Origin of the sequence: Sinorhizobium sp. M4_45 (assembly GCF_002885915.1) — a bacterium.
GTDB classification, from domain to species: Bacteria; Pseudomonadota; Alphaproteobacteria; order Rhizobiales; family Rhizobiaceae; genus Sinorhizobium; species Sinorhizobium meliloti_A.
In genome coordinates, this window is record NZ_NWVE01000002.1 from 509,462 (window position 1) to 532,879 (window position 23,418).

Annotated in this window: 22 protein-coding genes and 1 pseudogene; 8 read left to right on the top strand and 15 right to left on the bottom strand. The window is 63.2% G+C overall.

Annotated elements, in window-relative coordinates:
* Positions 1 to 27: 27 nt before the first annotated feature.
* Entirely contained in the window at positions 28 to 450 is a 423-nt protein-coding gene (locus CN933_RS08090) for an organic hydroperoxide resistance protein (protein ID WP_018094503.1), read from the top strand.
* 405 nt (positions 451 to 855) lie between these two features.
* On the opposite strand, the gene CN933_RS08100 is transcribed toward CN933_RS08090, so the two are convergent.
* Positions 856 to 2,418 (bottom strand): helicase HerA-like C-terminal domain-containing protein, encoded by a 1,563-nt coding sequence (locus CN933_RS08100; protein ID WP_018094504.1) that lies wholly within the window; start codon positions 2,416 to 2,418, stop codon positions 856 to 858.
* 290 nt (positions 2,419 to 2,708) lie between these two features.
* On the opposite strand from CN933_RS08100, the gene CN933_RS08105 reads away from it, so the two are divergent.
* On the top strand, positions 2,709 to 3,104 hold the full coding sequence (locus CN933_RS08105; RefSeq protein WP_018094505.1) for a DUF2780 domain-containing protein: 396 nt from the start codon (positions 2,709 to 2,711) through the stop codon (positions 3,102 to 3,104).
* A gap of 97 nt (positions 3,105 to 3,201) precedes the next feature.
* Here the strand turns inward: CN933_RS08105 and CN933_RS08110 are convergent, their stop codons facing one another.
* The 5 genes from CN933_RS08110 to CN933_RS08130 form a co-directional block, all read right to left on the bottom strand.
* Positions 3,202 to 4,029, bottom strand: coding sequence for an aldo/keto reductase (locus CN933_RS08110; RefSeq protein WP_026168562.1), 828 nt, complete (start codon positions 4,027 to 4,029; stop codon positions 3,202 to 3,204).
* A gap of 140 nt (positions 4,030 to 4,169) precedes the next feature.
* Complete coding sequence (tam, locus tag CN933_RS08115) at positions 4,170 to 4,943, bottom strand: trans-aconitate 2-methyltransferase (RefSeq protein WP_018094507.1); 774 nt, start codon at positions 4,941 to 4,943, stop codon at positions 4,170 to 4,172.
* Between the two features lie 13 nt (positions 4,944 to 4,956).
* Positions 4,957 to 5,619, bottom strand: coding sequence for a haloacid dehalogenase type II (locus CN933_RS08120; protein ID WP_018094508.1), 663 nt, complete (start codon positions 5,617 to 5,619; stop codon positions 4,957 to 4,959).
* A gap of 179 nt (positions 5,620 to 5,798) precedes the next feature.
* Positions 5,799 to 6,350 (bottom strand): phosphatase, encoded by a 552-nt coding sequence (locus tag CN933_RS08125; RefSeq protein ID WP_018094509.1) that lies wholly within the window; start codon positions 6,348 to 6,350, stop codon positions 5,799 to 5,801.
* Between the two features lie 67 nt (positions 6,351 to 6,417).
* The gene (locus CN933_RS08130) at positions 6,418 to 7,458 is read right to left on the bottom strand and encodes a zinc-dependent alcohol dehydrogenase family protein (RefSeq protein WP_018094510.1); all 1,041 of its coding nucleotides are present in this window, start codon (positions 7,456 to 7,458) and stop codon (positions 6,418 to 6,420) included.
* Between the two features lie 153 nt (positions 7,459 to 7,611).
* On the opposite strand from CN933_RS08130, the gene CN933_RS08135 reads away from it, so the two are divergent.
* Positions 7,612 to 8,493 (top strand): branched-chain amino acid aminotransferase, encoded by an 882-nt coding sequence (locus tag CN933_RS08135; RefSeq protein WP_102761398.1) that lies wholly within the window; start codon positions 7,612 to 7,614, stop codon positions 8,491 to 8,493.
* A gap of 76 nt (positions 8,494 to 8,569) precedes the next feature.
* Here the strand turns inward: CN933_RS08135 and CN933_RS08140 are convergent, their stop codons facing one another.
* The gene (locus tag CN933_RS08140; protein WP_102761399.1) at positions 8,570 to 8,980 is read right to left on the bottom strand and encodes a VOC family protein; all 411 of its coding nucleotides are present in this window, start codon (positions 8,978 to 8,980) and stop codon (positions 8,570 to 8,572) included.
* A 231-nt stretch (positions 8,981 to 9,211) separates the two neighbouring features.
* On the opposite strand from CN933_RS08140, the gene CN933_RS08145 reads away from it, so the two are divergent.
* Positions 9,212 to 9,814, top strand: coding sequence for a superoxide dismutase (locus CN933_RS08145; protein WP_018094513.1), 603 nt, complete (start codon positions 9,212 to 9,214; stop codon positions 9,812 to 9,814).
* A gap of 94 nt (positions 9,815 to 9,908) precedes the next feature.
* On the opposite strand, the gene CN933_RS08150 is transcribed toward CN933_RS08145, so the two are convergent.
* Positions 9,909 to 10,622, bottom strand: coding sequence for a helix-turn-helix transcriptional regulator (locus CN933_RS08150; protein ID WP_018094514.1), 714 nt, complete (start codon positions 10,620 to 10,622; stop codon positions 9,909 to 9,911).
* Positions 10,623 to 10,749: 127 nt separating this feature from the next.
* On the opposite strand from CN933_RS08150, the pseudogene CN933_RS08155 reads away from it, so the two are divergent.
* The 3 genes and pseudogenes from CN933_RS08155 (at position 10,750) to CN933_RS08165 (ending at position 13,071) form a co-directional block, all read left to right on the top strand.
* A pseudogene (locus CN933_RS08155) lies at positions 10,750 to 11,387 on the top strand (LysE family translocator).
* 200 nt (positions 11,388 to 11,587) lie between these two features.
* A complete protein-coding gene (locus CN933_RS08160) occupies positions 11,588 to 12,034 on the top strand; it encodes a c-type cytochrome (protein ID WP_018094515.1) in 447 nt (148 codons plus the stop codon).
* Between the two features lie 122 nt (positions 12,035 to 12,156).
* Positions 12,157 to 13,071, top strand: coding sequence for a c-type cytochrome (locus tag CN933_RS08165; protein WP_018094516.1), 915 nt, complete (start codon positions 12,157 to 12,159; stop codon positions 13,069 to 13,071).
* Between the two features lie 23 nt (positions 13,072 to 13,094).
* Here CN933_RS08165 and CN933_RS08170 read toward each other — a convergent pair whose 3' ends face one another.
* Both CN933_RS08170 and CN933_RS08175 read right to left on the bottom strand, forming a co-directional pair.
* Positions 13,095 to 13,598, bottom strand: coding sequence for a GNAT family N-acetyltransferase (locus CN933_RS08170; protein ID WP_018094517.1), 504 nt, complete (start codon positions 13,596 to 13,598; stop codon positions 13,095 to 13,097).
* A 189-nt stretch (positions 13,599 to 13,787) separates the two neighbouring features.
* Positions 13,788 to 14,201, bottom strand: coding sequence for a MerR family transcriptional regulator (locus CN933_RS08175; protein WP_018094518.1), 414 nt, complete (start codon positions 14,199 to 14,201; stop codon positions 13,788 to 13,790).
* A gap of 288 nt (positions 14,202 to 14,489) precedes the next feature.
* Between CN933_RS08175 and bla the strand changes: the two genes are divergently transcribed.
* A complete protein-coding gene (gene bla, locus CN933_RS08180; protein WP_018094520.1) occupies positions 14,490 to 15,380 on the top strand; it encodes a class A beta-lactamase in 891 nt (296 codons plus the stop codon).
* A gap of 116 nt (positions 15,381 to 15,496) precedes the next feature.
* Here bla and CN933_RS08185 read toward each other — a convergent pair whose 3' ends face one another.
* The 5 genes from CN933_RS08185 to CN933_RS08205 all read right to left on the bottom strand — a co-directional run bounded on the left by CN933_RS08185 (position 15,497) and on the right by CN933_RS08205 (position 23,399).
* Entirely contained in the window at positions 15,497 to 17,830 is a 2,334-nt protein-coding gene (locus CN933_RS08185) for a glucose/quinate/shikimate family membrane-bound PQQ-dependent dehydrogenase (RefSeq protein ID WP_018094521.1), read from the bottom strand.
* Between the two features lie 231 nt (positions 17,831 to 18,061).
* Entirely contained in the window at positions 18,062 to 19,534 is a 1,473-nt protein-coding gene (locus CN933_RS08190) for a protein adenylyltransferase SelO (RefSeq protein ID WP_018094522.1), read from the bottom strand.
* 166 nt (positions 19,535 to 19,700) lie between these two features.
* A complete protein-coding gene (locus CN933_RS08195; RefSeq protein ID WP_026168563.1) occupies positions 19,701 to 20,657 on the bottom strand; it encodes a homocysteine S-methyltransferase family protein in 957 nt (318 codons plus the stop codon).
* A 94-nt stretch (positions 20,658 to 20,751) separates the two neighbouring features.
* Positions 20,752 to 21,279, bottom strand: coding sequence for a DUF1697 domain-containing protein (locus CN933_RS08200; RefSeq protein ID WP_018094524.1), 528 nt, complete (start codon positions 21,277 to 21,279; stop codon positions 20,752 to 20,754).
* Between the two features lie 11 nt (positions 21,280 to 21,290).
* Complete coding sequence (locus CN933_RS08205; RefSeq protein ID WP_018094525.1) at positions 21,291 to 23,399, bottom strand: S9 family peptidase; 2,109 nt, start codon at positions 23,397 to 23,399, stop codon at positions 21,291 to 21,293.
* Positions 23,400 to 23,418 lie beyond the last annotated feature (19 nt).

The following is a 23,418-nucleotide window of genomic DNA, read 5'->3' on the forward strand; positions in this document are numbered from 1 at the left end:
TCGGCAACCACAAGGAAGGAGACTGTCATGCCCATCCTCTACCGCACTACCGCGTCCGCGACCGGCGGCCGCGCCGGCCAGGCCAAGAGCAAGGACGGCGTTCTCGACGTGACGCTGACCGTTCCAAAGGAACTCGGAGGCGACGGCGCGCGCGGCACCAATCCCGAGCAACTCTTTGCCGCCGGCTATTCCGCCTGCTTCCTCGGTGCGCTGAAATTCGTCGCCGGCAAGGAGAAGGTAAAGCTTGCGGAAGACACGATGGTGACGGGCACGGTCGGCATCGGACCCCGCGACGACGGGACAGGCTTCTTCATCGACGCGGCGCTGGAAATCTCGTCGCCCGGCGTGGAAAAGGCGGTTCTGGAAGACCTCGTCCAGAAGGCGCATATCGTTTGCCCTTACAGCCATGCGACCAGGGGCAATGTCGACGTTAAGCTGACGGTGGCCTGATAGGACCGTTGCAGATAGCCGAAGCCCGTTACCCCGGGCTTCGGCCTGCCCCGGCAGTTCCGCCGCAAGCAAGTGTCGGGGATCGATCTAAGGCCTGTTGAGATTCGGGCCACCCGCCGCGGCTTGTTTCATTTCCTCATTCCTGTGCTTGTCACAGGAATCCAGCCAGACCAAGTCCTTGGGCTGAACGAACTCTTTCCGCGCCGCTGCTGGATCCCTGTGACGAGCACAAGGGATGAGGAACGAGGAGACGTTGCAGTCCTCCGATACGTTTCCTACAGCGCCGCGCGTCTTATGAGACGCGCTGGAAAAGTGTGTGCAGTTTCCGCCCGCATCCCGCGTCTCAACCATTGGAATCGATCACGTTCATGATTTCAGGTCGACCCGACCTAAAATCATCGTGGTCTAGCGCTTCAGACTGCCGAGTATTCCGCGCACAAGGGCTCGCCCCACCTGGGTCGCAACCGTTCGCGCGACCGACTTCATCGCAGCTTCCATGATGGTTTCCCGCTTGTAGCCGGACGATCGCGGCCGGGCCTGCTTGCCGGAAGGCGCTTCGGCCGCATCGTCGCCGAAGCCGGGCAGGGTCCAGCGGCTGCCGCCGGAAGTCTCCTCGGCGGGTTTTTCTTCTGCCTGCCGGGCAGCCTCCGCCTGTTCCGCTGCCTTGGCTGCACGTTTGGCAAGCATCTCATAAGCCGAGTCGCGGTCGAAGTCCTCGTCGTAGAGACCACGCACCGGGCTCACGTCCACCACCTTCCGCCGCTCCGCATCCGTGAGCGGGCCAAGGCGCGACGAAGGCGGCCGGACCAGGGTTCTCTCGACGATCGACGGCGATCCCTTGCCCTCGAGCGTCGAGACCAGAGCCTCGCCGGTGCCAAGATTCGTGATCACGTCGGCACAATTGAAGTCGGGGTTCGGGCGGAATGTGTCGGCAGCCGTCTTGACGGCCTTTTGTTCGCGCGGGGAATAGGCGCGCAACGCGTGTTGGACGCGGTTGCCGAGCTGGGCGAGGACCGTCTCCGGTACGTCCAGCGGGTTCTGCGTGACGAAATAGACGCCGACGCCTTTAGAGCGGATCAGGCGGACGACCTGCTCGACACGCTCGACGAGAACCTTCGGCGCATCGTTGAAGAGCAGATGTGCCTCGTCGAAGAAGAACACCAGCTTCGGCTTGTCGGGATCGCCGACTTCGGGCAGTTCTTCGAACAGCTCGGACAAGAGCCACAGCAGGAAGGTCGCGTAGAGACGCGGGTTCATCATCAGCTTGTCGGCGGCAAGCACCGAAATCGCGCCGCGCCCGTCATTTGTGGTCCGCATGATGTCGGTGATCTTCAGCGCCGGCTCGCCGAAGAAATGCTCCGCACCCTGCTGCTCCAGAATCAGGAGTTCGCGCTGGATAGAGCCAACGGAGGCCTTGGAGATGAAGCCGAACCGATTGGAAAGCTCGCTCGCATTCTCGCCCATGTAATTGAGGAGCGCCTGCAGGTCCTTGAGGTCGAGCAGCGGCAGGCCGCCCTCGTCGGCGATCTTGAAGGCGATGTTCAACACGCCTTCCTGCGCGTCCGTCGCATTCATCAGCCGCGACAGAAGAAGTGGGCCCATTTCGGAAATGGTGGTGCGGACCCTGTGGCCCTTCTCGCCGTAGAGATCCCAGAAGATCACCGGGAATTCCTGGAAATCGTAAGGCTCGAGGCCGATCTGCTCGGCGCGCTTCAGCAGGAAGTCCTTGGGCTCGCCCATGGCGCCGATACCGGACAGGTCGCCCTTCACGTCCGCGCAGAAGACCGGAACGCCCGCATTCGAGAAACCCTCGGCCAGGATCTGCAGCGTCACGGTCTTGCCGGTCCCAGTGGCGCCGGTGATCAGCCCGTGGCGGTTGCCGAACTTCAGCTCCAGATATTCGCCTTTGTTGATCGAATCGTCCGGCTTGCGGCTGGTTCCGATATAGATCTTGCCTTCCTGCAGCATGGGGGCTTCATCTCCGTCTTGTCAATTTTATCAATGAAAGCGGGCATTTCCCGCATGTCGCACAAAGTCGGTCCTCGAAACATAGCGTGCATCTGTTATAGGCGGTGCGTCTGTTCCCGGCAACATGATTGCGGGCGCGAACAAGGCCGGATTGCCATCCGGCGAGCCCCGTGAAACGATGCTGCGAGGTGGCGGAATATGGTAATCGGCGTCCGTTTCGATGCACTTGTCATACCGGCATCCTTCATTTACCTTGACGTTAACGTCAAAATTCGATCGAGGAGATTTCCATGAGTGAACTGGTCACGCGCGTGGCGGAAAATGTCGGAATCGAGACCGCAACGGCAGAAAAGGCAGTCGGGATGATCCTCGGCTTCCTGCAGCGCGAGGCAGCCGAAGGCCCGGTCGCCCAGATGATCGAGGCGATCCCCGGTGCGCCCGAACTGGTCGCCCAGTACAATGGCGAGGGCAGCGGTGGTGGCGGCCTTCTTGGCGGCCTGATGTCGGCGATCGGCGGAGGCGGCGGCGTCATGGCGCTGGGGCAGCAATTGATGAGCCAGGGTCTTGGCATGGGAGAGATCACGGCGCTCGCCAAAGAGACGATCGCATTTGCCAAGGAGAAGGCGGGCGAGGAAGTCGTCGACGAGGTGGTCGCCTCCGTTCCGGGCCTCAGCCAGTTCGTCTGATTGCTCTGATGCGCAGGCAGGCCGTTACCCCCTCTGGCCGGCAGCCGGAGGAGGTAACGGCCGGGGTGCGGCATGGGGGCCGCTAAAGGCCTTCACCTCACGCATCCCATTCGGGAGCAAGACCCTGCGGATTGACGATCCGCCCAGACGGGCGGGCAAGCTCGCGGACTGCCGCCATCTCCTCCCGCGTCAGCGCGAAGTCGAATATCGCGAAATTCTCCTTGAGCCGCGCCTCCGTCGCCGTCTTCGAAAGCACGATCACGTCCTGCTGTTGCACGAGCCAGCGCAGCGCCACTTGCGCCGCCGTCTTGCCGTGGCGGCTGCCGATCTCCGCGAGCAGCGGGTCGGCAGGCACTTTGCCGTTGGCCATGGCATAGTAAGCCGTGAGCGACATTCCGAGCCGCCGCGCCGTCTGGAGGACCTTCGTCTGGTCGAGATAAGGATGATACTCGACCTGGTTCGTGGCGATCGGCGCATCGCTGAGACGCGTCGCCTCTTCCATTTGCGCGGCGTTGAAGTTGCTGATGCCGATATGGCGTACTTTGCCGGCATTCCGCACCTCGTTCAGGGCGCCGATGCGTTCGGCCATCGGCACGTCGCTCCCCGGCCAGTGCAGAAGCAGCAGATCGACATGGTCGGTTCTCAGCTTTCTCAGGCTCTCATCGACCGAGGCGATGAAGGCGTCGTGGCGATAATTGTCGACCCAGACCTTCGTGGTCAGGAAGATGTCCGCCCGTGCAATGCCGGACTTCTGGATGGCCTCGCCGACTTCCGCCTCGTTGCCGTAGATCTGTGCGGTGTCCACGTGGCGGAAACCGAGCTTCAGGGCCTGCGGCAGGATGCGAAGCACCTCCGCTCCGGACATACGGAATGTGCCGAAGCCGAGCGCGGGAATATTGGCGCCATTTGAACTGACTGCATGCATTGAGAGCTCCTTCACTGCGAGCGCCCGGCGGGCCGAAGCGCGATCTCCTATATTTGTCCGCGCAAGGCGCGCCTTCAAGCTTGTCCGGAAGACAGGGCCGCGCCTGCCGGAGCCGGCGAGAACCCGCATGCACTCCCGCTCTAGCGATTTTTTGTCGCCACGATGAAAAGCCGCGGGAAACGCAGGAGCACGCGCCCGTTTTTCATCGCCGGATAGGCCTTCCTGATCTTTTCGGCATAGGCGGCGAGATAGCCCGCCCGCTGGGTAGTGGGCAGCGCGTCCAGATAGGGGCGCAATCCCGTGCCCTTCACCCATTCGACGATCGCGTTCGCATTTGCGAGCTGGTGATAGTAGACGGTGTGCCAGACGTCGACGCGGACCTCCTTCGAGGTGAGCCTTTCGACATAGGTAGCTGGTGAGGGGAGGGACCTGCGCCGAATGGTGCGGCCCGCGAAGGCCGGGGCGAAGGCGGCCTCCTCTGCCGTTTCCTCCATCAGAAGATGCGACGATTCATCGAGGTTGTCGGGCATCTGCACGGCAAGCGTTCCGCCGGGCGCAAGCGCCAGTATGAGCCGCTCGAAAAGCGTGACGTGCTCCGGCAGCCACTGGAAGACCGCATTGGCAAAGAAGAGCGCGCTTTCCGCCGGCGGCGCCCAGGCGGCGAGGTCGCCTTTTTCGAAGCGAAGGTCCGGCAGGCGGGTGCGGGCGGCCGAAAGCATGTCATCGTCGCTGTCGATGCCGGTGAGCGGGCTGCCCGGAAATCGTTGGAGGATCAACTCGGTCGAATTGCCCGGGCCGCAGCCGAGGTCGAAGGCTGGACCGGCGGGCAGATCGGGTACCTGCGCCAGCAGGTCGCGCGCCGGACGCGTCCGTTCGTCCTCGAACTTGGCATATTGCGCTGCAGACCAGGCCATGGGCGGGGCTCCTTCATACGCCGAATTGCAGGCTTTCGAGCGAGGGGAGGATCAGCGAAGGACCATGGTCCTTGTATTCATCCGGCCCGTCGGCCCGGTTGATCCAGACGGTGCGAAAGCCGAATTTCGTGGCGCCGGCGATATCCCACCGGTTCGAGGACTGGAACGAGACCGCCTGCGGATAGAGCCGGTAGCTCGTCGTCACCAGGTCGTAGACAGCCGGTGCCGTCTTGAACGCCTTGACGGCATCGACCGAGAAAACGTCGTCGATGACGATATCGAGTGCGGCATTCTTGACGGCCGAGGCCAACATGGCCGGCGAACCGTTGGAAAGAATGGCGATGCGGGCGCCACGTTCCTTCAATCCCTTGAGGACCGCGGGAACTTCCGGATAACAGTCGAGCGCCCAATAGGCATCGAGAAGCGGCTTTTTGAGCCCGGGATCGGCTGAGGGGAAGCGCTGAAAGGCGTAGTCGAGCGACTGCTCGGTCAATTCCCAGAAGTCGACATAGGCGCCCATGAGCGAGCGGACCCAGGAATATTCGAGCTGCTTGGCGCGCCAGAGTTCCGAAAAGGCCTGGCCGTCCGGCCCGATCGCATCGGCATGCCGGCGTACGGCCGCATGCACGTCGAAAAGCGTGCCATAGGCGTCGAAGACATAGGCCGCGTAAGACATCGAGTTCTCCCGTCTATCCACCGTCCGGTCGGCGCGCCGGAGGTTTTCACCATTTTGCGCGAGTAGCCGCCGGGCAGGGGCTTGCGGCACTGCGTCGGAGACGCTGTGCCACAGCATTCTTTTGGCGCATCATGTCAAAACTTTGTGCGCCGCACAATGTCTTCGTCGCCCCCCTTCGTTCAATCTTTCCAAACCTTTGCCGGGAAACGCAGCGCCTGTTTCGCAAGTTTGCCCTTGAGGCCGAGGGCCGCGTCGCAAAGGCCGAGCACGTGCCGGTTCGGTTTCGCCTCCGGGCGCAGCGCGTGAAGCGCTGCCGCAGCCTCCTCCGGTCCCAGATAGCGCGCCAGAACACCGAGGGTCAGCGCCGTCGAACGTCCGATGCCTCTGAGGCAGTGAACCAGCAGGTGCGCCTCTTCGGGCAGGCTGTCGATGAAGTCAAATGTCGCCTCGATGGCCGCCGGACGCGCGGCATCCGGCGCATCCGGGTCGATGGTGTCGCCGAAGCGGAGTTCCAGATGCCGCTCCGGCGGCAGGTCGATCATCGAAAGCAGACGCGTCGCTGGCGCTCGGATGGAGACGAGATGCGTCGGCGCCCATAACGCGCGATTGTGCCGCGCCTCGGTTTGCGAGCTCACGATGAGGCGCACCGGCCAGCCGTTCGGATGCGCCGGATTCGCGTCGAGTACGGGCCGATAACAGGCGCTCTCGATAGCCTGAACCGCAAGAGCCATGACGTGCCTCCTGATTCGTCTCGGATTGCCGGCAGAATAGCAGCGCCGGCACGCAACCGAAATCCGGTCAGAACCGCGTGATGACACTGATGCCGAGGTCCGTCGCCCGGTCCATCGCAGCAAGCGCCGGCGCCGCCTCTTCGAGCGATATCTCACGGCCGATCAACTGCTTCGGGTTCAGTTTCCCGGCGGTGATCATTGCCAGCATCGCGTCGTAACGCCAGGCCTGCATTCCGTGGCTTCCATAGATCTCGAGTTCATGGCCGATCACTTGCGCCATCGGAATCTGCGGCGTCGCGTGCTCCGCCAGCATAAGCCCGACCTGGACGTGCCGGCCGCGGCGGCGCAGATTTTTGATCGAGTTGAAGCAGGTAACGGGCGAGCCGAGCGCATCGAGCGAGACGTGGGCGCCACCTCGGGTGAGTTCCCTGACAGCTCCCGCGACGTCCTCCGTCTCGCGGCCGTCGATGGTGGCGACCGCCCCGAGCGTCCGGGCGAAGGCGAGCTTCTCCTCCGAGATGTCGATGGCGATGGGGTTGGCGCCGAGTGCCGCGGCGATCATGATTGCGGAGAGGCCGACACCGCCGCAGCCGTGCACAGCCACCCACTCGCCGCCCTTGACGCGGGCCTGGTCGACGACAGCACGGAAAGAGGTTGCGAAGCGGCAGCCGAGGCTCGCCGCCGTTGCGAAATCCATGTTCTCGGGCAGATGCACGAGGTTCTGCTCGGCAAAGTCGATCGCCACATATTCCGCAAACGAGCCCCAGTGGGTGAAACCCGGTTGAAACTGCGCTTCGCAGACCTGGCTGTTGCCGGAGCTGCATTCGAAGCAGCGGCCGCAACCGGAAACGAAGGGTACCGTCACCCGGTCGCCGATCCTGTAGCGGAGGACCCCGCGCCCGGTCGCCGCGATCGTGCCTGCCAGTTCGTGGCCCGGCACATGCGGAAGGCGAATGTCCGGGTCGTGCCCCATCCAGCCGTGCCAGTCGCTGCGGCAAAGGCCGGTCGCCTCGATCTTTATGACGACCCCGTTCTCGGTCGGCGCCGGATCGGGAAGCGTCCGGATCTCCGGCATCTTCTCGAAGGCATCGTAATACATCGCTTTCATCGAGATCTCTCCCTTGGGGCGTTTTCATCATTCTGACACGTCGCCCGGGAGGGCTCCAGAATGGACGCCATGACATTTTTTGATGTACCCATTCACCCTCATGCTGCTTTTTCCGGCTAGAGCGGAAGTGCGTGAAGAAAGAAGGAGGCACCGATGGCCGTCGATACATCCCCACGATCCACCACCTGGACCTTTGTCGACGGCGAATGGCTTGCCGGCAACCCGCCGCTGATCGGCCCGACATCCCATGCGATGTGGCTCGGTTCGACCGTATTCGACGGCGCCCGCTGGTTCGACGGCATCGCGCCGGACCTCGACCTCCATTGCCGGCGCGTCAACCGCTCCGCCGAGGCTCTGGGTCTCAGGCCAACGATGTCGGCCGAGGAGATCGAGGGACTGACCTGGGAAGGCGCGAAGAAGTTCGACGGCAAGACGGCGGTCTATGTGAAGCCCATGTATTGGGGCGAGCACGGGTCCTGGAGCGTCGTTGCGGTGGATCCTGAATCGACACGCTTCGCGCTTTGCCTTTTCGAGGCGCCGATGGGCAATGGCCGTGCCGGCTCGTCGCTGACGCTCTCTCCCTTCCGCCGGCCGACGCTCGAATGCATGCCGACCGATGCCAAGGCCGGTTGCCTCTATCCCAACAACGCCCGCATCCTCAACGAGGCACGTTCGCGCGGCTTTGACAATGCGCTGGTGCGCGACATGCTCGGCAACATCGCGGAGACCGGCTCCTCGAATATTTTCATGGTGAAGGACGGCGTCGTCTTCACGCCGGCCGCCAACAGGACCTTCCTCGCCGGCATCACCCGCTCGCGCGTGATGGCCCTTCTCAGGGAGGCAGGCCTCGAAGTGATCGAAACCAGCTTGACCATGGCCGATTTCGAAGGGGTCGACGAAATCTTCACCTCGGGCAACTATTCCAAGGTGCTGCCTGTCACCCGCCTCGAGCAGCGCGAATTGCAGGCCGGTCCGGTCGCGACAAAGGCGCGCGATCTCTACATGGACTGGGCGCACGCGACCGGAGGGAAGTGATCTCCTCTCAGTTCAGCCGGCCGTTATTTCTCCGCCGCCCTGAACGCGCGAGGCATCGCCAGTCGCTCTTCGAAGGTCACGGTTCAAGCGGACGGACGACCACATCGGCGGACGAGCGCGTGTTCGGTCCGTGATAGACGGCTTCGACATTGTTGCCGTCCGGGTCGAGGAGAAACGCGGCATAATAGCCCGGATGGTAGCTTCGCTCTCCGGGCGGTCCATTGTCGGTGCCGCCATTGGCCAGTCCGGCATCGTAGAACCGCTGCACCGCATCGGGGCCCGAGGCCTGGAATGCGAGGTGGACGCGGGTGCGGTAATCCTCCGCCGCGTCGACGAAGAACTCGTCGAACGCAAAGAACTCGTCGGTCTCGTAGGTCGGCTGGTGGCCAAGCGCGCCGAGCACCGCCTGATAGAACCGCTTGCTCGCCTTGAGGTCCCCGACGCGAAGATGCACATGGTCGATGAGCCGTCCCTGGTGAAATTCCATCGTCTTCTCCTGTGGCACGGTCGGGCACATGCCCTCGATAACGTAAGATAGGACCGCAAGGCGGCGCGTCGAGGCGCTTGCGCGCGAAGACGGAAGTCACGAAAGCAATGAAAGTATTTTGCGTGGGTTAGCGAAAATTTGGCGCTGCATCGGTTGCCTCCCTGCAAGGCGGTGCCTATGTTCCGCTGACAGATTTCCCCGACGAAATCCATGCCAAGAGGAGATGCCACAATGGCTTTCGAATTGCCGAACCTTCCCTATGACTACGATGCGCTTGCGCCGTACATGTCGCGCGAAACGCTCGAATACCATCACGACAAGCACCACCTCGCTTACGTGACGAACGGCAACAAGCTCGCCGAGGAAGCCGGTCTTTCCGATCTTTCGCTGGAAGATATCGTCAAGAAATCCTACGGCACCAACCAGCCGTTGTTCAACAATGCCGGCCAGCACTACAACCACGTTCACTTCTGGAAGTGGATGAAGAAGGGCGGCGGCGGCACCAGCCTGCCCGGCAAGCTCGATGCGGCGGTCAAATCGGACCTTGGCGGCTACGACAAGTTCCGCGCCGATTTCATTGCTGCCGGCGCAGGTCAGTTCGGCTCGGGCTGGGCCTGGCTTTCCGTTAAGAACGGCAAGCTGGAAATCTCCAAGACCCCGAACGGCGAAAACCCGCTCGTCCACGGCGCAACCCCGATCCTCGGCGTCGATGTGTGGGAACATTCCTATTACATCGACTATCGCAACGCGCGTCCGAAATACCTGGAAGCCTTCGTCGACAATCTCATCAACTGGGATTACGTCCTCGAGCTGTACGAAGCGGCTGCAAAGTAAGCGCTGCTTTCTACCAGCGGGAAATCGGCCGGGCGCTTGCGCCGGGCCTTTCGTTATGAGGGGCCGTTTTCAACGGCCATCTCGCCACGGTTTTCTACCCGTCCGCCGCCTCGAGCGGCCGAACCGCATTCGCCTGCCATCCCGCAATCCACACCTGCCTCAGCCCGTTGCCTTCCCCGCGGAAATAGGCGTCGGCGGGTTCGCAGTGTTCAACGCGGTCGGCGCGGAAGTTGCGGATATCCTGCCGCAATTCGCACCACGCGACCATCATCGCGTGTTCGGAATAATAGATCAGCGCAAGCGGGAGTACTGTGCGCTCGGTCGCGCGCCCGAGCTCGTCGCGATAGTCCAGCACCAGCTTCTGCTCGTCACGGATAGCCCGCCGGATCATGGCCAAGTCGACCGCCGGCGGCGGCGAGGCGATGGTGCCCCAGGCGTGTAGCGCCTGTGACTGGAAGGCCTTGCGCAGCGGTTCCGGCACGGCGCCGGTGATCTTCTGATTGACGCGCCGTGCCGCCGTCTTCAGCTCCTCGTCGCCCGTGCGAGCCAGAAGCGCAAGCGCCAGCACGATCGCCTCCGTCTCTTCGATCGAGAACATCAGCGGCGGCAGGTCAAAGCCGGGCCTCAGGATATAGCCGATGCCACGCTCGCCCTCGATCGGCACGCGCATCGCCTGCAGGGCGGCAATATCCCTGTAGATCGAGCGGGGCGTCACCTCCAGCGCCTCGGCGATTTGCGCCGCCGTCACCGGTGTACGGGCGAGCCGCAGCATCTGGATGATTTCGAAAAGACGCGACGCCTTGCGCATGAAGCGGCCTCTACCTGCTCACTCCTGACACGACCTTGTCAGTAGGAGAGAGATATAACACGCGCCAACGGGTTGAAACTAAACAATCCGCTCCTGGGATATCACGGAAATCGGACGAGCAACTGACATGACCTATGCGGAAAACCTCTGGCTCTTTTCACCCTGCTCTTCGGCATCATCATCGTTCCCGGCATGGACATGGTTTTCGTCCTCGCCAATGCGATGACCGGCGGGCGCGCTTCCGGGCTTTCCGCAACGGCCGGAATCGTGGCAGGCGGCGTGCTGCACACGCTCTATGCAGCCCTTGGCGTCAGCGTCGTCCTGCATCTGGTGCCCCAGCTCTTCAACCTGCTGCTCGCTGCCGGCGCGGCCTATATCGCCTGGATCGGTTTTTCGCTCCTGCGCAGTTCCATCACCATCAGCGGCGTCGAAGGAGGGGCACGGCTGTCGCGTTGGGCGAGTTTTCGGCAGGGCGCCCTGACGAGCCTGATGAATCCCAAGGCCTATCTCTTCATGCTTGCGGTCTACCCGCAGTTCCTCAAGCCGCAGTTCGGCCCGGTGTGGTCCCAGGCGGCCGTCATGGCCGTGATGATCGCGCTGACGCAGCTTGCGGTCTATGGCGGGCTTGCACTTGCCGCCGGGCGCGGGCGTGATTTCCTCGTGGGCAGCCCCGGTGCCACGGTGACCATCGGCCGGCTCGCCGGTCTCCTCCTCGTCGTCATCGCCATCTTCACGGTATGGCACGGCTGGAGCGGGGCTGTTTGAGACTCCGTCAAGTATAAAGATGAGTTCTGCTATCATATTTGAATATGTGAAGGCGTCGCCGCGCAGCCAGGTATTGCGTGGGGAATTGTGCTGAATCGACAAGCACATCAATAAAAAGTTACTTCCGTAGAAAACCCAAAATGCCATCATGCCGGCGCTTGAACACCACGCCGCGGAAGCGGGTCAGACCGGAGAACATGATGAAGATACGAGCTCTTATGCTTGCCGCAGCCCTGGCGGGCCTGGGCGTGACCGCCGTGACGGCGGCTGACGAGCCGCAGGCGGTGCGTCAGCAGCTGATGAAAAAGGTGGGAAAGGCCACGGGCGAACTCAGCGGCATCGCCAAGGGTGAAAAACCTTATGACGCCGAGATCGTCAAAGCATCTCTGGCGACGATAAGCGAGACGGTGAAGGTCTTCCCGGATCACTTCCCGGCCGGCTCCGAGACGGGAATGGAAACCGAAGCGAGCCCGAAAATCTGGGAGAACATGGAGGACTTCAAGGAAAAGGCCGCCAAGCTCGGCGGTGACGCCGAAAAGATCCTTGCCCAACTGCCCGCAGATCAGGCCGGTGTCGGCGCCGCGCTCGGCATTCTGGGAAAGGACTGCAGCAGCTGTCATGAGACCTACCGCCTGAAGAAGAATTGACGATCAGACGGTCCTTCCAATCCGTTTCGAACCGCGCCGGTTCGCCGGCGCGAGCTCTCCGCAAGCAGGTCGAAAAGCCCTCCGGCCGTTGTCATCCGCATTCGTGATCTCAAGAGGAGCCCATGGGCCGGCGTGCGAGGTATCTGCTTTCTGGTCTGGTCCTGCTGGTGGTGGCGGGAGGGAGTCTCGCCTGGTGGCTGACCAAGCCCGATCGTTGGGACGCCGCTCATTGGGAGGGGCTCGGCGAGCCCGATCTTGCCAATGGCGAACGGATCTTCTGGGCCGGCGGCTGTGTCAGCTGCCACGCCGCTCCGGGCGCCAAGGACGACCAGAGGCTCGTCCTTGCCGGCGGCCGCAGTTTGAAGAGCCCTTTCGGCACCTTTTATCCGCCCAACATCTCCCCCGATGAAACCGTTGGCATCGGCAGCTGGACGCTTGCAGAGTTCGGCGACGCCATGACGCGCGGCGTCGGAAAGGACGGCGAGCATCTCTATCCCTCCTTCCCCTACGGCTCCTATATCCGGATGACCGCGAAGGACGTGAACGACCTTTGGGGCTTCATGCAGACGCTGCCGAAGAGCGGCAATGCGACGCCTCCGCACGACCTGGCATTCCCCTACAATGTCCGCCAGGCGCTCGGCGCATGGAAGCTGCTGTATCTCAACGCTGAGCCGCGTACTCAGGTCAATACCGCCGACACCAAGCTCGCCCGCGGGCAATACCTCGTGGAGGGCCCTGGTCATTGCGGCGAATGTCACACGCCGCGCGATGCGCTTGGCGGCTTCGAGGAGGGCCGGTGGCTCACCGGCGCACCCAATCCCGAAGGCGAAGGCCGAATTCCCGACATCACGCCGTCTTCGAAAAGCATCGGGGGCTGGAGTGCATCCGACATCGCCTCCTATCTCGAAACCGGCTTCACGCCGGATTTCGACACGGTCGGCGGCTCGATGGTCGAGGTCCAGAAGAACATGGCGGAGCTGCCGGCCTCCGACCGCGATGCGATCGCGGCCTACCTCAAGGCGCTGCCGGCGCTGTAAACCGGAGCGACCCGCGGCCTCCGTCACCCGAGTCTCTGCAGGTAGCGCATGCCGGTTACCGGGCGCGGTACGAAACGCTCGGACTCGTAGAAACGGTGGGCCTGGAAGTTTCCGGTGGCGGCACTGACCGAGAGGTAATCGCAGCCCGCCATTTTCGCCTGCTCGCGAGCCTTGGCCACGAGGTGGCGCCCGATGCCGGTGCCGCGGTGACCGGGGCGTACGAAGAGGTGGTGCATTTCCATGCCGCGGGCACCTTCGGCCGCCCGGTATTGCGGGACGAGAATGGCATAGCCGATCAACGCGCCGCCGGCTTCGGCGACCAGCGCCGTGATCCAGGGCGTGCGTCCGAAGAGATCCCGCTCGAGCTGTTCGGGCGTGACCGTTGCGGCATCGCCGTGATGGGCGGCAAGCTCGGCGACCATCTCGCGCAGTTCGGCGAGATCGCGTGGCTTGGCGCAACGGATCGTCACCATCGGCGCACGGGCCGACGGAACGGGCTGAAGGGTAGGGGTGACGGTCTGCAGCATTCTCGGCTCCTAATGGTTCTCTTCCGCCATCAGGTGCCGTGAAAAACAAAAGCCGCCTGATGGCGGCCTTGTTGAATATGATCAGCAGGCCGCTCCTATCGGAACAGCCAAAAATATACGCTGGAAATGGGCGCGTTCTTGATCATGCGCGTAGATTGTCCAAATCCCGGAATTTGTCAACGAGGAATTTCAATGCTCTTTTCCGCACAGCGAGTGGTCGGCAAGCGCGCGGATCACATGGCAATCGCCGATCGTGTGATCGCCATGGCAGGCGACGATGCGCTCGAGCTCATGCTCCAGCCTTCTGAGCCGGGCGATTTTTTCCCGCACGGAGGCAAGATGCTCGGTCGCGATGCGGTCCGCCTCGCCGCAGGGGCGTTCCGGATGTTCGCTCAATGCCAGAAGGTCCCGGATCGCCTCAATCGAAAGTCCGAGGTCGCGTGCGTGGCGGATAAAGGCGAGCCTTTCGAGCTCGTGCTTTTCATAGCGCCGCTGATTGCCCTCCGAGCGCTCCGGCGCCGCGAGCAGACCCATCTGCTCGTAATAGCGGATGGTTGGGATTTTTACGCCCGTCCGACGGGAAAGGTCGCCGATCGTGTACATGCGATGGCCCAGTGCTCCAACATTTTGAAACTGCGTGTTTCCGGACGGAAACCGTCACACCGCTTCCTTATCCTCTAGTCTCTAGAGCTTTATATGGACAGGGACCTGCCGTCGATCAAGCCTTGAAAGCGGCATCCGGGGCTCGTTCCGTGTCGAAGAGCGCAGCTTCGGGCACAAGCCCGCCGCAATCGCCCCTTAGCGATTCGATCATCGGAAGCGACAGGAATAATATTCCAGATCAATAATTTAGCTATGTCTCGGCGCTTGAGCGCACAGACGGAGAAAGACATGCCTTTGCACATAACCCGCCGAGCAATGCTGGCCGCGTCGGCCATGCTCTATCCGGCATTCGTGCTCGGAACGCCCGCGCTTGCGGCCGGCGCGGCGGAGGATGACGTCACGGAACGGCTTCGCCGGCTTGAAGAGCGCACCGGCGGACGCCTCGGGGTTGCCGTGCTCGATACCGAGACCAACATCTCGTTCGGGCACCGGGAGGCCGAGCGTTTCGCCATGTGTTCGACCTTCAAGGCGCTTGCGGCGGCTTGCGCGCTGGCACGCGTCGATCGCGGGGAGGAAAAGCTCGACCGGCGGATCACCTTCGGCAGGGAGGTCCTGCTGCCTCACTCGCCGGTGACGGAAAAGCATGTGGGTGGCAACGGCATGACGGTCGCGGAACTCTGCGAGGCGGCGATCACCATCAGCGACAATGCCGCCGGCAACCTGCTGCTCGAAAGCTTTGGGGGTCCCGAGGGCCTGACGTCCTGGCTGCGCTCGATCGGCGACGAGACCACGCGGCTCGACCGAACGGAGCCCGAGCTGAACGAGGCCAGGAAGGGCGATCCGCGCGACACCACCACACCGGCCGCCATGCTCGACACACTCGGGAAATTGGTCCTGGGTCCGGTCCTCTCGCAAGAAGGGCGCCAGCAGCTCATCGACTGGCTGGTTGCGAACAAGACCGGCGATGCGCGGCTACGGGCGGGCCTGCCCAAGGACTGGCGGATCGGAGACAAGACGGGAACGAGTATGACCGGTGCCGTTTCGGATATCGCCGTCGCCTGGCCGCAGGGCCGTGGTCCGATCCTGATCTGCGTCTACATGGGCGAGGCCAAGGCGCCGCTCGACGACCTGAACCCTGTCTTCGCCGATATAGGCAGTATCGTCGCCGGCATGGCCTGAGGCCTGTTGAGATTCCGGCCGCCCGTTGTTTGATCGCCTCATCTCTGTGACAAGCACAGAGATGAGATTGCAGTCCTCCGGACGCCCATGCGGGCGCGCGCATTCCGGCTCGTGCGTCAGGGCAGCGTATAGGCGATGACATAGTCGCCCGGCTTGGTGCCGACCGAACCGTGTCCGCCCGCAACGATGAGCACATATTGTTTGTCGCCGACCGTATAGGTCATCGGCGTCGACTGGCCGCCGGCAGGAAGCCGTGCTTCCCAGAGCTGCTCACCCGTGGTCAGGTCGTAAGCCCGGAAGTAATTGTCGACCGCGGCACCCAGGAAAGCGAGACCGCCCTTGGTTATCATGGGTCCTCCGATGCCCGGTACGCCCAGCTTGAAGGGCAGCGGCAGCGGCGTCATGTCGTAAACCGTGCCGTTCTTGTGCTTGTAGGCGATCTTGCCGGTTCTGAGATCGGCGCCTGCGACATAGCCCCATGGCGGGGCCTGGCAGGGAATCCCGAGCGGGCCGAGGAACGGACCCATAAAGACCCCGTAAGGTGCGCCTTCATTGCGGTTGAGGCCCTGTTCGCTACCCTTTTCGCCCTCGCCCTTCGGGGCGATCTGGTCGCGCGGAACGAGCCGCGAGGTGAAGGCGAGATAGGTCGGCATCCCGAACATCACCTGGCGTTCCGGGTCCACGGCGACAGAGCCCCAGTTGAAAGTCCCGAAATTTCCGGGATAGACGATCGTCCCCTCGAGGGAAGGCGGCGTGTAGCGCCCCTCGTATTTCAGCGATCTGAATTCGATACGGCACGCAAGCTGGTCGAACATGCTGATCCCCCACATGTCGCGCTCCATGAGCGGCGGGGGCATGAAGGTGAGGCCCGAGACGGGCTGGGTAGGCGCAGTAAAATCCTCTGGGATCGCGCCGCCGGGCGCCGGTACTTCCTCGATCGGGATAATCGGCTCCCCGTTTCGCCGGTCGAGCACATAGATGTCGCCCTGCTTGGTCGGTCCGACGAGTGCCGGCACGACGGTCCCGTCCTCTCTCGTGATGTCGAGCAGGGCGGGTTGCGCGGGCACGTCCATGTCCCAGAGGTCGTGATGCACCGTCTGCCGTACCCAGCGCACCGCGCCCGTGTTGATGTCGAGGGCGACGATGGAGGAGGAATATTTCTCCACATGCTCGCTGCGTCCCATGCCGAGCTGGTCGGGTACCTGGTTGCCCATGGGAATGTAGACGAGGCCGAGCCCCTCGTCATAGCTGAAGACCGACCAGCTGTTTGGCGAATTGGTGGTGTAGGTTTCACCCGGAGGCAGCGGCGTCGTCACGTCCGGATTTCCGCTGTCCCAGTTCCAGATGAGGGCGCCGGTGTTGATGTTGAAGGCGCGGATCACGCCCGACTGCTCCATGGTCGAATAGTTGTCGTTGACGGCACCGCCGATGATGATCTTGTCGCCGACGGCGACCGGCGGCGACGTCGAATAATAATAGCCGGCCGGGTTGTACTTCATGTCCTGCTCCAGATGCAGGACCCCGTTAGCGGCGAAGCTGGTGCACACCTCTCCATTCGTCGCGTCGAGCGCGATCAGGCGGGCGTCGGACGTCGGCAGATACACCCGTTCGGCGCAGGGGCTGCCGGGCGCCGCGGCCGGATCGGCCCAATAGGTGACACCGCGGCAGGTCTGGTGCTGACGGTCCGGGTTCATGCCGGAATTCGAATCGTACTTCCACTTCTCCTGGCCGGTGGCGGCGTCGAGCGCGATCGCCCAGTTGTGCGGTGTGCAGACATAGAGCGTGTCCTTCACCTTCAGCGGCGTCACCTGGTAGGTGGTTTCGCTGACGTCCTCCGGCAGCTTCACGTCGCCGGTCTGATATTGCCATGCCACCTGGAGGTTCGAGACGTTCTCCGGGCGGATCTGGTCGAGCGGGGAATAACGCTGGCCGAAGGGCGTGCGCCCGTATTGGTGCCATTCGCCCGGCGGCACGTTGCCCCCGAGATTCGGGTTTGCCACGACCTCGCCCGGCAGATCGCCCCTGATGTCGTGGGGGTCCTGTGTCATCGAAAACAGCGCAACGCCGATCGATAGAAGGCTGGCCACGGCGAGCGGCCAGGCGCGCGCGCCGTATTGCTCGCCCGTGGGGCTGACGAAGCCGAGGGGGCGCCGTATCCAGGGTGTGAGCAACCACAGCCCGAGCAGGATAATCACGCCGCCGCGAGGCCCGAGCTGCCACCAATCGAATCCCACCTCCCAGACCGCCCAGGCAAGCGAGCCCAGGACGACCAGCGCATAGACCCAGAGCGCGGCGGCGCGTCGGCGAAAGAGCAGAAACGCGGTGAGCAGGAAGCCCAGGCCAGCGACGAGGTAGTAAGGGCTGCCGCCGAGCAGCAGGAGCCGCGTTCCGCCCGCACCGAGGGCGAGGCCGATCACGGCAAAGACGATGGCGGTCAGGACGATGAGCATCAAGTAGAACTCCCGAGTTGAGGACGTGCCGTGGGCACGACTGATTCCGCGGGCAGGCCCGGCCGGGCCTGGAGGAGAATGCGCATTGCCGACGACGAAGGCGCGGCTCCGTGCGGAGCCCGGTCGGTGCGCTATTTCGAAGTTAACGCAAAACGCGTGCCTTTCAATGGCCACAATCCGACTGAGACCGAGATTGTCGGCGCATGGTCGCATGACGATCGACAGGGAGTGTCAGGTGCCGCAGAAGGTTTGGAGCACTTCCTCGCCCGGCTTGGGTGGCGCGGCGTAGGCTTCGCGGCCCGGCTGGTCCTCATAGGGACGGGAGGTCACCTCGACGAGCGCTTCGAAGAGCGAGAAATCCGCGTCTTGCGTTGCCGCAACGATCGCCTGTTCTACCCGGTGGTTGCGCGGAATGAAGGCGGGATTGACGGCGCGCATCGCGGCAGCACGTTCGCTCGCCGGCTGCGGTTCGCGTTCGAGCCTTCGGCGCCAATCCCCGAGCCAGGGTGAGAGTGCCTGCGGTTCTTCGAAGAGGCTTGCAAGCTCCGTATCGGCGGCCGCGTTTTCCGCGGATGCCGCCAGCCGGCGGAAGCTGAGAGTGAAATCGGCTTTCCCGTTCTGCATGAGCGTCAGCAGCGACTGAACGAGGTCGAGATCCTCGTCTTCGTCCGTGAACAGGCCGATCTTGCGCCGCATGCCGCCGAGCCAATGGTTCTGGAAGATACTCCCGTATTCGCCAAGAGCGTCGTTGGCGAGGTTCACGGCCGTGTCCGCCACGGGATCGAACAGCGTCACCAGCGTCTCGGCGAGGCGGGCGAGGTTCCACTGACCGATCGCCGGCTGGTTGGCATAGGCATAGCGGCCGAACTGATCGATCGAACTGAATACCGTTTTCGAATCGTAAACGTCCATGAAGGCACAGGGGCCGAAATCAATCGTTTCGCCCGAAATCGTCATATTGTCGGTATTCATCACCCCATGGATGAAGCCGACATGCAGCCAGCGCGCGATCAGTGCAGCCTGACGCGCCGCGACCGCCTTGAAGAGCGCGAGATAGGGCTTCTCATCCTTCTTCAGCTCCGGATAATGACGGTCGATCACATAATCCGCGAGCGTCCTTATCGACTCCATGTCGCCGCGTGCCGCGAAGAACTGGAACGTGCCGACACGAATGTGGCTTGCCGCGACCCGGGTGAAGACGGCGCCCGGCAGGATCTGTTCGCGGTAGACGGGCTGACCCGTAACCGTGGCAGCCAGCGCACGGGTCGTCGGCACGCCGAGCGCGTGCATCGCCTCGCTGACGATATATTCGCGTAGGACCGGCCCGAGCGCCGCCCGTCCGTCGCCGCGGCGGGAGTAGGGTGTCTGGCCGGCTCCTTTGAGCTGGATATCGCGTCGCCGTCCGCCGGCGTCGGTCACCTCTCCGAGCAGGATGGCACGTCCGTCGCCGAGCTGCGGCACGAGAGCGCCGAACTGGTGGCCCGCATAGGCCATGGCGAGCGGTTCGGCACCTTCGGGGACGAGATTACCCGAAAAGATCGCCGCGCCGTTGCGTTCGAGCGCTTCGGAGTCGAGCCCAAGCTCGACGGCCAGCGGACGGTTGAGCTTGATCAGCCACGGTTCCGCCACCGGCGTCGGCTCCACACGGGCGTAGAAATTGGCCGGCAGCCGGGCGTAGCTGTTGTCGAAGCGGAATGCGGTCATCTTTGAAATTGGCTGCGTTGGAACGGAACTCATCACGATACAGCGGCACGCGGGAAGTCGGCCGCCCTTTCGCAGCAAGTCTACACGAGCCCCGCGCTTTTCGCGAGGTTTCGGCCTGGACACCTATGTGGCCCCCTCGCTCCTTCGTGCGAAGGGGCCGTCGCGATCAGGCACTGAGCGCCGCTCGTGGCAGGCACGCCTCGCAGATCGCCGCCATGTGCCGGTGGTCGGTACCGCAACAGCCGCCGAGCACCCGCAAATGCGGCAGGCGGCCGGTGAGCGAACGGTAACGCTCTGCAAGGTCGCACGCGTCGCCCGCATCCAATGTCTCGCTCTCGTCGAGTTCGGCATGGCTCTTCGTCGAGGCATTGGCGCGAATGCCGCCGATCCGCCGGACCCAGGCGCTCTGCCGTTCCAGCACATTCTCGAAATGGGTCGGATGGGCGCAATTGATCATGTAGTAGTGCGGATAACCGCCGGTCTCGGCGTCCACCGTCTCGATCGCGTGCTGCAGCGAGCGACCGGTAACCAGGCGGCCGTCGGTCTCCACCGTGAAGGAGATGGCGCAGGGCATGTCATGGCCCTTGGCGGCCCGGACGACCCCGATCGCCTCCTCGGTATTCGTCATCGTGACTGCCGTGATCATGTCTGCTTGGCTGTCGGCAAAGGCGGCGACCTGGGCGGAATGATAGTCCTCCGCTTCGTCGGCCGTAATCCGGCCCGCCTGATAGCCATCGCCGCGCGGACCGATCACGCCATTGAGGACGACCGGAGCCTGCGGCCGCTCGTACTCGGTGCGCAACCCCGTGAGGAGATCAACGGCATCCAGGTTGACCTTTCTCAATGCCGCCGCATCGTAGCCGAGTTTTTCACCCCAATCGGCATTGGCGCGCCATGTGGCGGTATCGAGCACGAAGCCGGTGCCGTGGCGCCTGGCGATTTCGAGATAGCGCGTGTAGTAGCGCAGAAGCCGCCGCCGGCCCTCCGCCGTCGAGAGCAGGACGAAGGACGCGAAATGCGGGAGTTCGATCCCCTCCTGGAAGATCAGCGCGGTCTCCATGCCACCGTCGCTCAAGAACATGCCGCCCCGTACAAGCGGGAGATCATGTCTGTACCTGGCCAAGTCCTCCACCTTTATCCCTCCTTGCGTTTGTTCTCCTGCCACTATGGCAGGGGCGCAGCAGAGTATGCACAGGTGTCGGCGTCTCGCTGTAACGTCAGGAACCGTCTTCCATCGCGGCTGCCATTTCCGCCAGCTTGCGTATCGTGTTGAGATTGCGCGCCGTGCCCGGTCTGAGCGCCGGAAGCTTCAGCTTCGATCGTCCGGATCCATTCGGATAGTGGATATAGATTTCGCGCCCGTCCATCCGCACCTTTTCTCCATCAGGTGCGACCAGCTTGTCGAGCGCGTCGCGGGGAGGCGGCTCCGGCAGGAAGGTAATCAGCAGCAGGTTCGGCTTGGCATCGACAAACCGGTCCGCCCTGGCGGCGACGTCCTCCAGTTGGCGGCGGCTGCGCAGCAAGACGCCCGGCGCCTTGCCCATTTTCGCCGCCAGCGCCTGTTCGAGTTTCGCCTGCACTGCGGGCTCAGGCAGGTCAGAGCGAAAAACGACGTTGCCGCTCTGGATATAGGTCTTGGCCCCCGCGAAGCCGAGCCCATCGCAGGCGGCCTTCAGGTCCGCCATCGTCAGCTTGCCGGTGCCGCCCACATTGACGGCCCTGAGCAGTGCTACATAGACCGGCACGGCTCTTCCCCTTACGCCTTGCCTGCGACCTTGATGGCGAAGGCATATTCGAAGGCGATCTCCTCCAGCCGCTGAAAGCGACCGGAAGCGCCGCCGTGGCCGGCGTCCATGTTGGTCTTGAGCAGGATGGGTTCGCTGCCGGTCGTCTCCTCGCGCAGTTTCGCCACCCATTTTGCCGGTTCCCAATAGGTGACGCGCGGGTCGGTCAGGCCTCCGAGCGCCAGAATGGCGGGATACGGCCTGGCACCGACATTGTCGTAGGGCGAGTAGCTCGCGATGATGTCGTAGAACTCCGGGCTGTCGATCGGGTTGCCCCATTCGGGCCATTCCGGGGGTGTCAGCGGCAGCGTGTCGTCCAGCATCGTGCTGAGCACGTCGACGAAGGGCACCGCGGCGATGATGCCGCGGAACTTCTCCGGCGCCATATTGGCAATGGCGCCCATCAGCATGCCCCCAGCCGAGCCGCCCTCGGCGACGATGTTCGCGTAGGAGGTGAACTTTTCCTGATTCAAATAATCGGCGGCTGCGATGAAGTCTTTGAACGTATTGGTCTTCTTCGCCATCTTGCCGTCTTCGTACCAGTGGAAGCCCTTGTCCTTGCCGCCGCGGACATGGGCGATCGCATAGACGAAGCCGCGGTCGACGAGCGACAGGCAGTTGGTGTTGAAGCTGGCGGGAATGGTGATGCCGTAGGCACCGTAGCCGTAAAGCAGGCAAGGGGCGGATCCGTCGAGCGGTGTGTCCTTGCGATAGAGCAGGGTGACCGGCACCTGCTCGCCATCATGCGCCGGGGCGAATACCCGGCGGGTCACATAGGCGTCCGGATCGTGCCCGGAGGGGACTTCCTGCGTCTTGAGCAGCGTGCGCTTGCGCGTCTGCATGTCGTAGTCGAACAGCTGCGAAGGCGTCGTCATCGACGAATAGGAGAAGCGGATGATGTCGGTGTCGTATTCGGCCGCACCCGAAAGCCCCAGAGAATATGCCTCCTCGGCGAATGCGATGGCGTGTTCCTCGCCGGTTCGGCGGTCGCGGATGACGATTTCCGGCAACCCGTTGCGGCGCTGCAGCCAGACCAGATGCCGGGCATAGGCCATATGGCTGAGGATCAGCGTTCCCGGCTTGTGCGGCACGACCTCGCGCCAGTTTTCCTTCTGCGGCGCTTCCACCGGCGCTTCCATGATCTTGAAATCCTTGGCGCCGTCGGCATTGGTAAGAATGTAGAAGACGTCGCCGCCCTCGGTCATGGAATATTCCAGACCGGTTACGCGCTCCGCCACGAGCCTGGGCTCCGCGGCAAGGTCGCTGGTCGGGATGAGCCGATACTCGCTCGTCTCGTGGTCATGGATGTCGATATAGATGAAATCGTCGAGGAGCGAACCGCCGACAGACATGAAGAAGCCGGCGTCGGGCTCCTCATAAACCAGCCGGTCTTCCGACTGCGGCGTTCCTATGACGTGGTGGAAGATCTTCGATGGCCGGTGGTTCTCGTCGAGCACGGTATAGAAGAAGCTCTTGCCGTCCGGCGCCCAGGCGCCGCCGCCGCCCGTATTTTCGAGCAGGTCCTCGAGGTCCTCGCCGGTCGAAAGGTCGCGCACCTTCAAAGTAAAATATTCCGACCCTTTGTCGTCGTACCCCCAGATTCCGCGGGAATGATCGCTCGAATGGTCGAGCCCGGCGATACGGAAATAGGCCTTACCTTCAGCCTCCCTGTCGCCGTCGAGCAGCACCTTGCGGATCGTCTCGTCGCCCGCTGCACCCTCGCGCGGGATCCGGAAATAGCGCGGATGCTCGCCGCCGGTGACGTAGGAAGTCCCGTAGGCAAAAGGGCCATCCTTCATCGGAACCGACGAATCGTCTTCCTTGATCCGGCCGCGCATTTCGGCAAACAGCGTCTTCTGCAGGTCCTTCGTGTCGGCCATCGCGGCGTTCATATAGGTATTCTCCGCCTCCAGATGGCGGCGGATTTCGGGATCCAGGATCGACGGATCCTTGAACATGGCCTGCCAGTTTTCGGCCCTGAGCCAAGCGTAATCGTCGGTGCGGGTCATGCCGTGGCGGGTATCCGTCGCCGGCTTTTTCGGGGCGACGGGTGCGGCGGGCAGGTTCTTGAATACGGACAAGGCATGTCTCCGGGATCGG

Coding starts and splice junctions, on each gene's coding strand:
- CN933_RS08090 (WP_018094503.1), top strand. CDS start 28: ATGCCCATCCTCTACCGCACTACCGCGTCCGCGACCGGCGGCCGCGCC.
- CN933_RS08100 (WP_018094504.1), bottom strand. CDS start 2,418: ATGCTGCAGGAAGGCAAGATCTATATCGGAACCAGCCGCAAGCCGGAC.
- CN933_RS08105 (WP_018094505.1), top strand. CDS start 2,709: ATGAGTGAACTGGTCACGCGCGTGGCGGAAAATGTCGGAATCGAGACC.
- CN933_RS08110 (WP_026168562.1), bottom strand. CDS start 4,029: ATGCATGCAGTCAGTTCAAATGGCGCCAATATTCCCGCGCTCGGCTTC.
- tam (WP_018094507.1), bottom strand. CDS start 4,943: ATGGCCTGGTCTGCAGCGCAATATGCCAAGTTCGAGGACGAACGGACG.
- CN933_RS08120 (WP_018094508.1), bottom strand. CDS start 5,619: ATGTCTTACGCGGCCTATGTCTTCGACGCCTATGGCACGCTTTTCGAC.
- CN933_RS08125 (WP_018094509.1), bottom strand. CDS start 6,350: ATGGCTCTTGCGGTTCAGGCTATCGAGAGCGCCTGTTATCGGCCCGTA.
- CN933_RS08130 (WP_018094510.1), bottom strand. CDS start 7,458: ATGAAAGCGATGTATTACGATGCCTTCGAGAAGATGCCGGAGATCCGG.
- CN933_RS08135 (WP_102761398.1), top strand. CDS start 7,612: ATGGCCGTCGATACATCCCCACGATCCACCACCTGGACCTTTGTCGAC.
- CN933_RS08140 (WP_102761399.1), bottom strand. CDS start 8,980: ATGGAATTTCACCAGGGACGGCTCATCGACCATGTGCATCTTCGCGTC.
- CN933_RS08145 (WP_018094513.1), top strand. CDS start 9,212: ATGGCTTTCGAATTGCCGAACCTTCCCTATGACTACGATGCGCTTGCG.
- CN933_RS08150 (WP_018094514.1), bottom strand. CDS start 10,622: ATGCGCAAGGCGTCGCGTCTTTTCGAAATCATCCAGATGCTGCGGCTC.
- CN933_RS08160 (WP_018094515.1), top strand. CDS start 11,588: ATGAAGATACGAGCTCTTATGCTTGCCGCAGCCCTGGCGGGCCTGGGC.
- CN933_RS08165 (WP_018094516.1), top strand. CDS start 12,157: ATGGGCCGGCGTGCGAGGTATCTGCTTTCTGGTCTGGTCCTGCTGGTG.
- CN933_RS08170 (WP_018094517.1), bottom strand. CDS start 13,598: ATGCTGCAGACCGTCACCCCTACCCTTCAGCCCGTTCCGTCGGCCCGT.
- CN933_RS08175 (WP_018094518.1), bottom strand. CDS start 14,201: ATGTACACGATCGGCGACCTTTCCCGTCGGACGGGCGTAAAAATCCCA.
- bla (WP_018094520.1), top strand. CDS start 14,490: ATGCCTTTGCACATAACCCGCCGAGCAATGCTGGCCGCGTCGGCCATG.
- CN933_RS08185 (WP_018094521.1), bottom strand. CDS start 17,830: ATGCTCATCGTCCTGACCGCCATCGTCTTTGCCGTGATCGGCCTCGCC.
- CN933_RS08190 (WP_018094522.1), bottom strand. CDS start 19,534: ATGACCGCATTCCGCTTCGACAACAGCTACGCCCGGCTGCCGGCCAAT.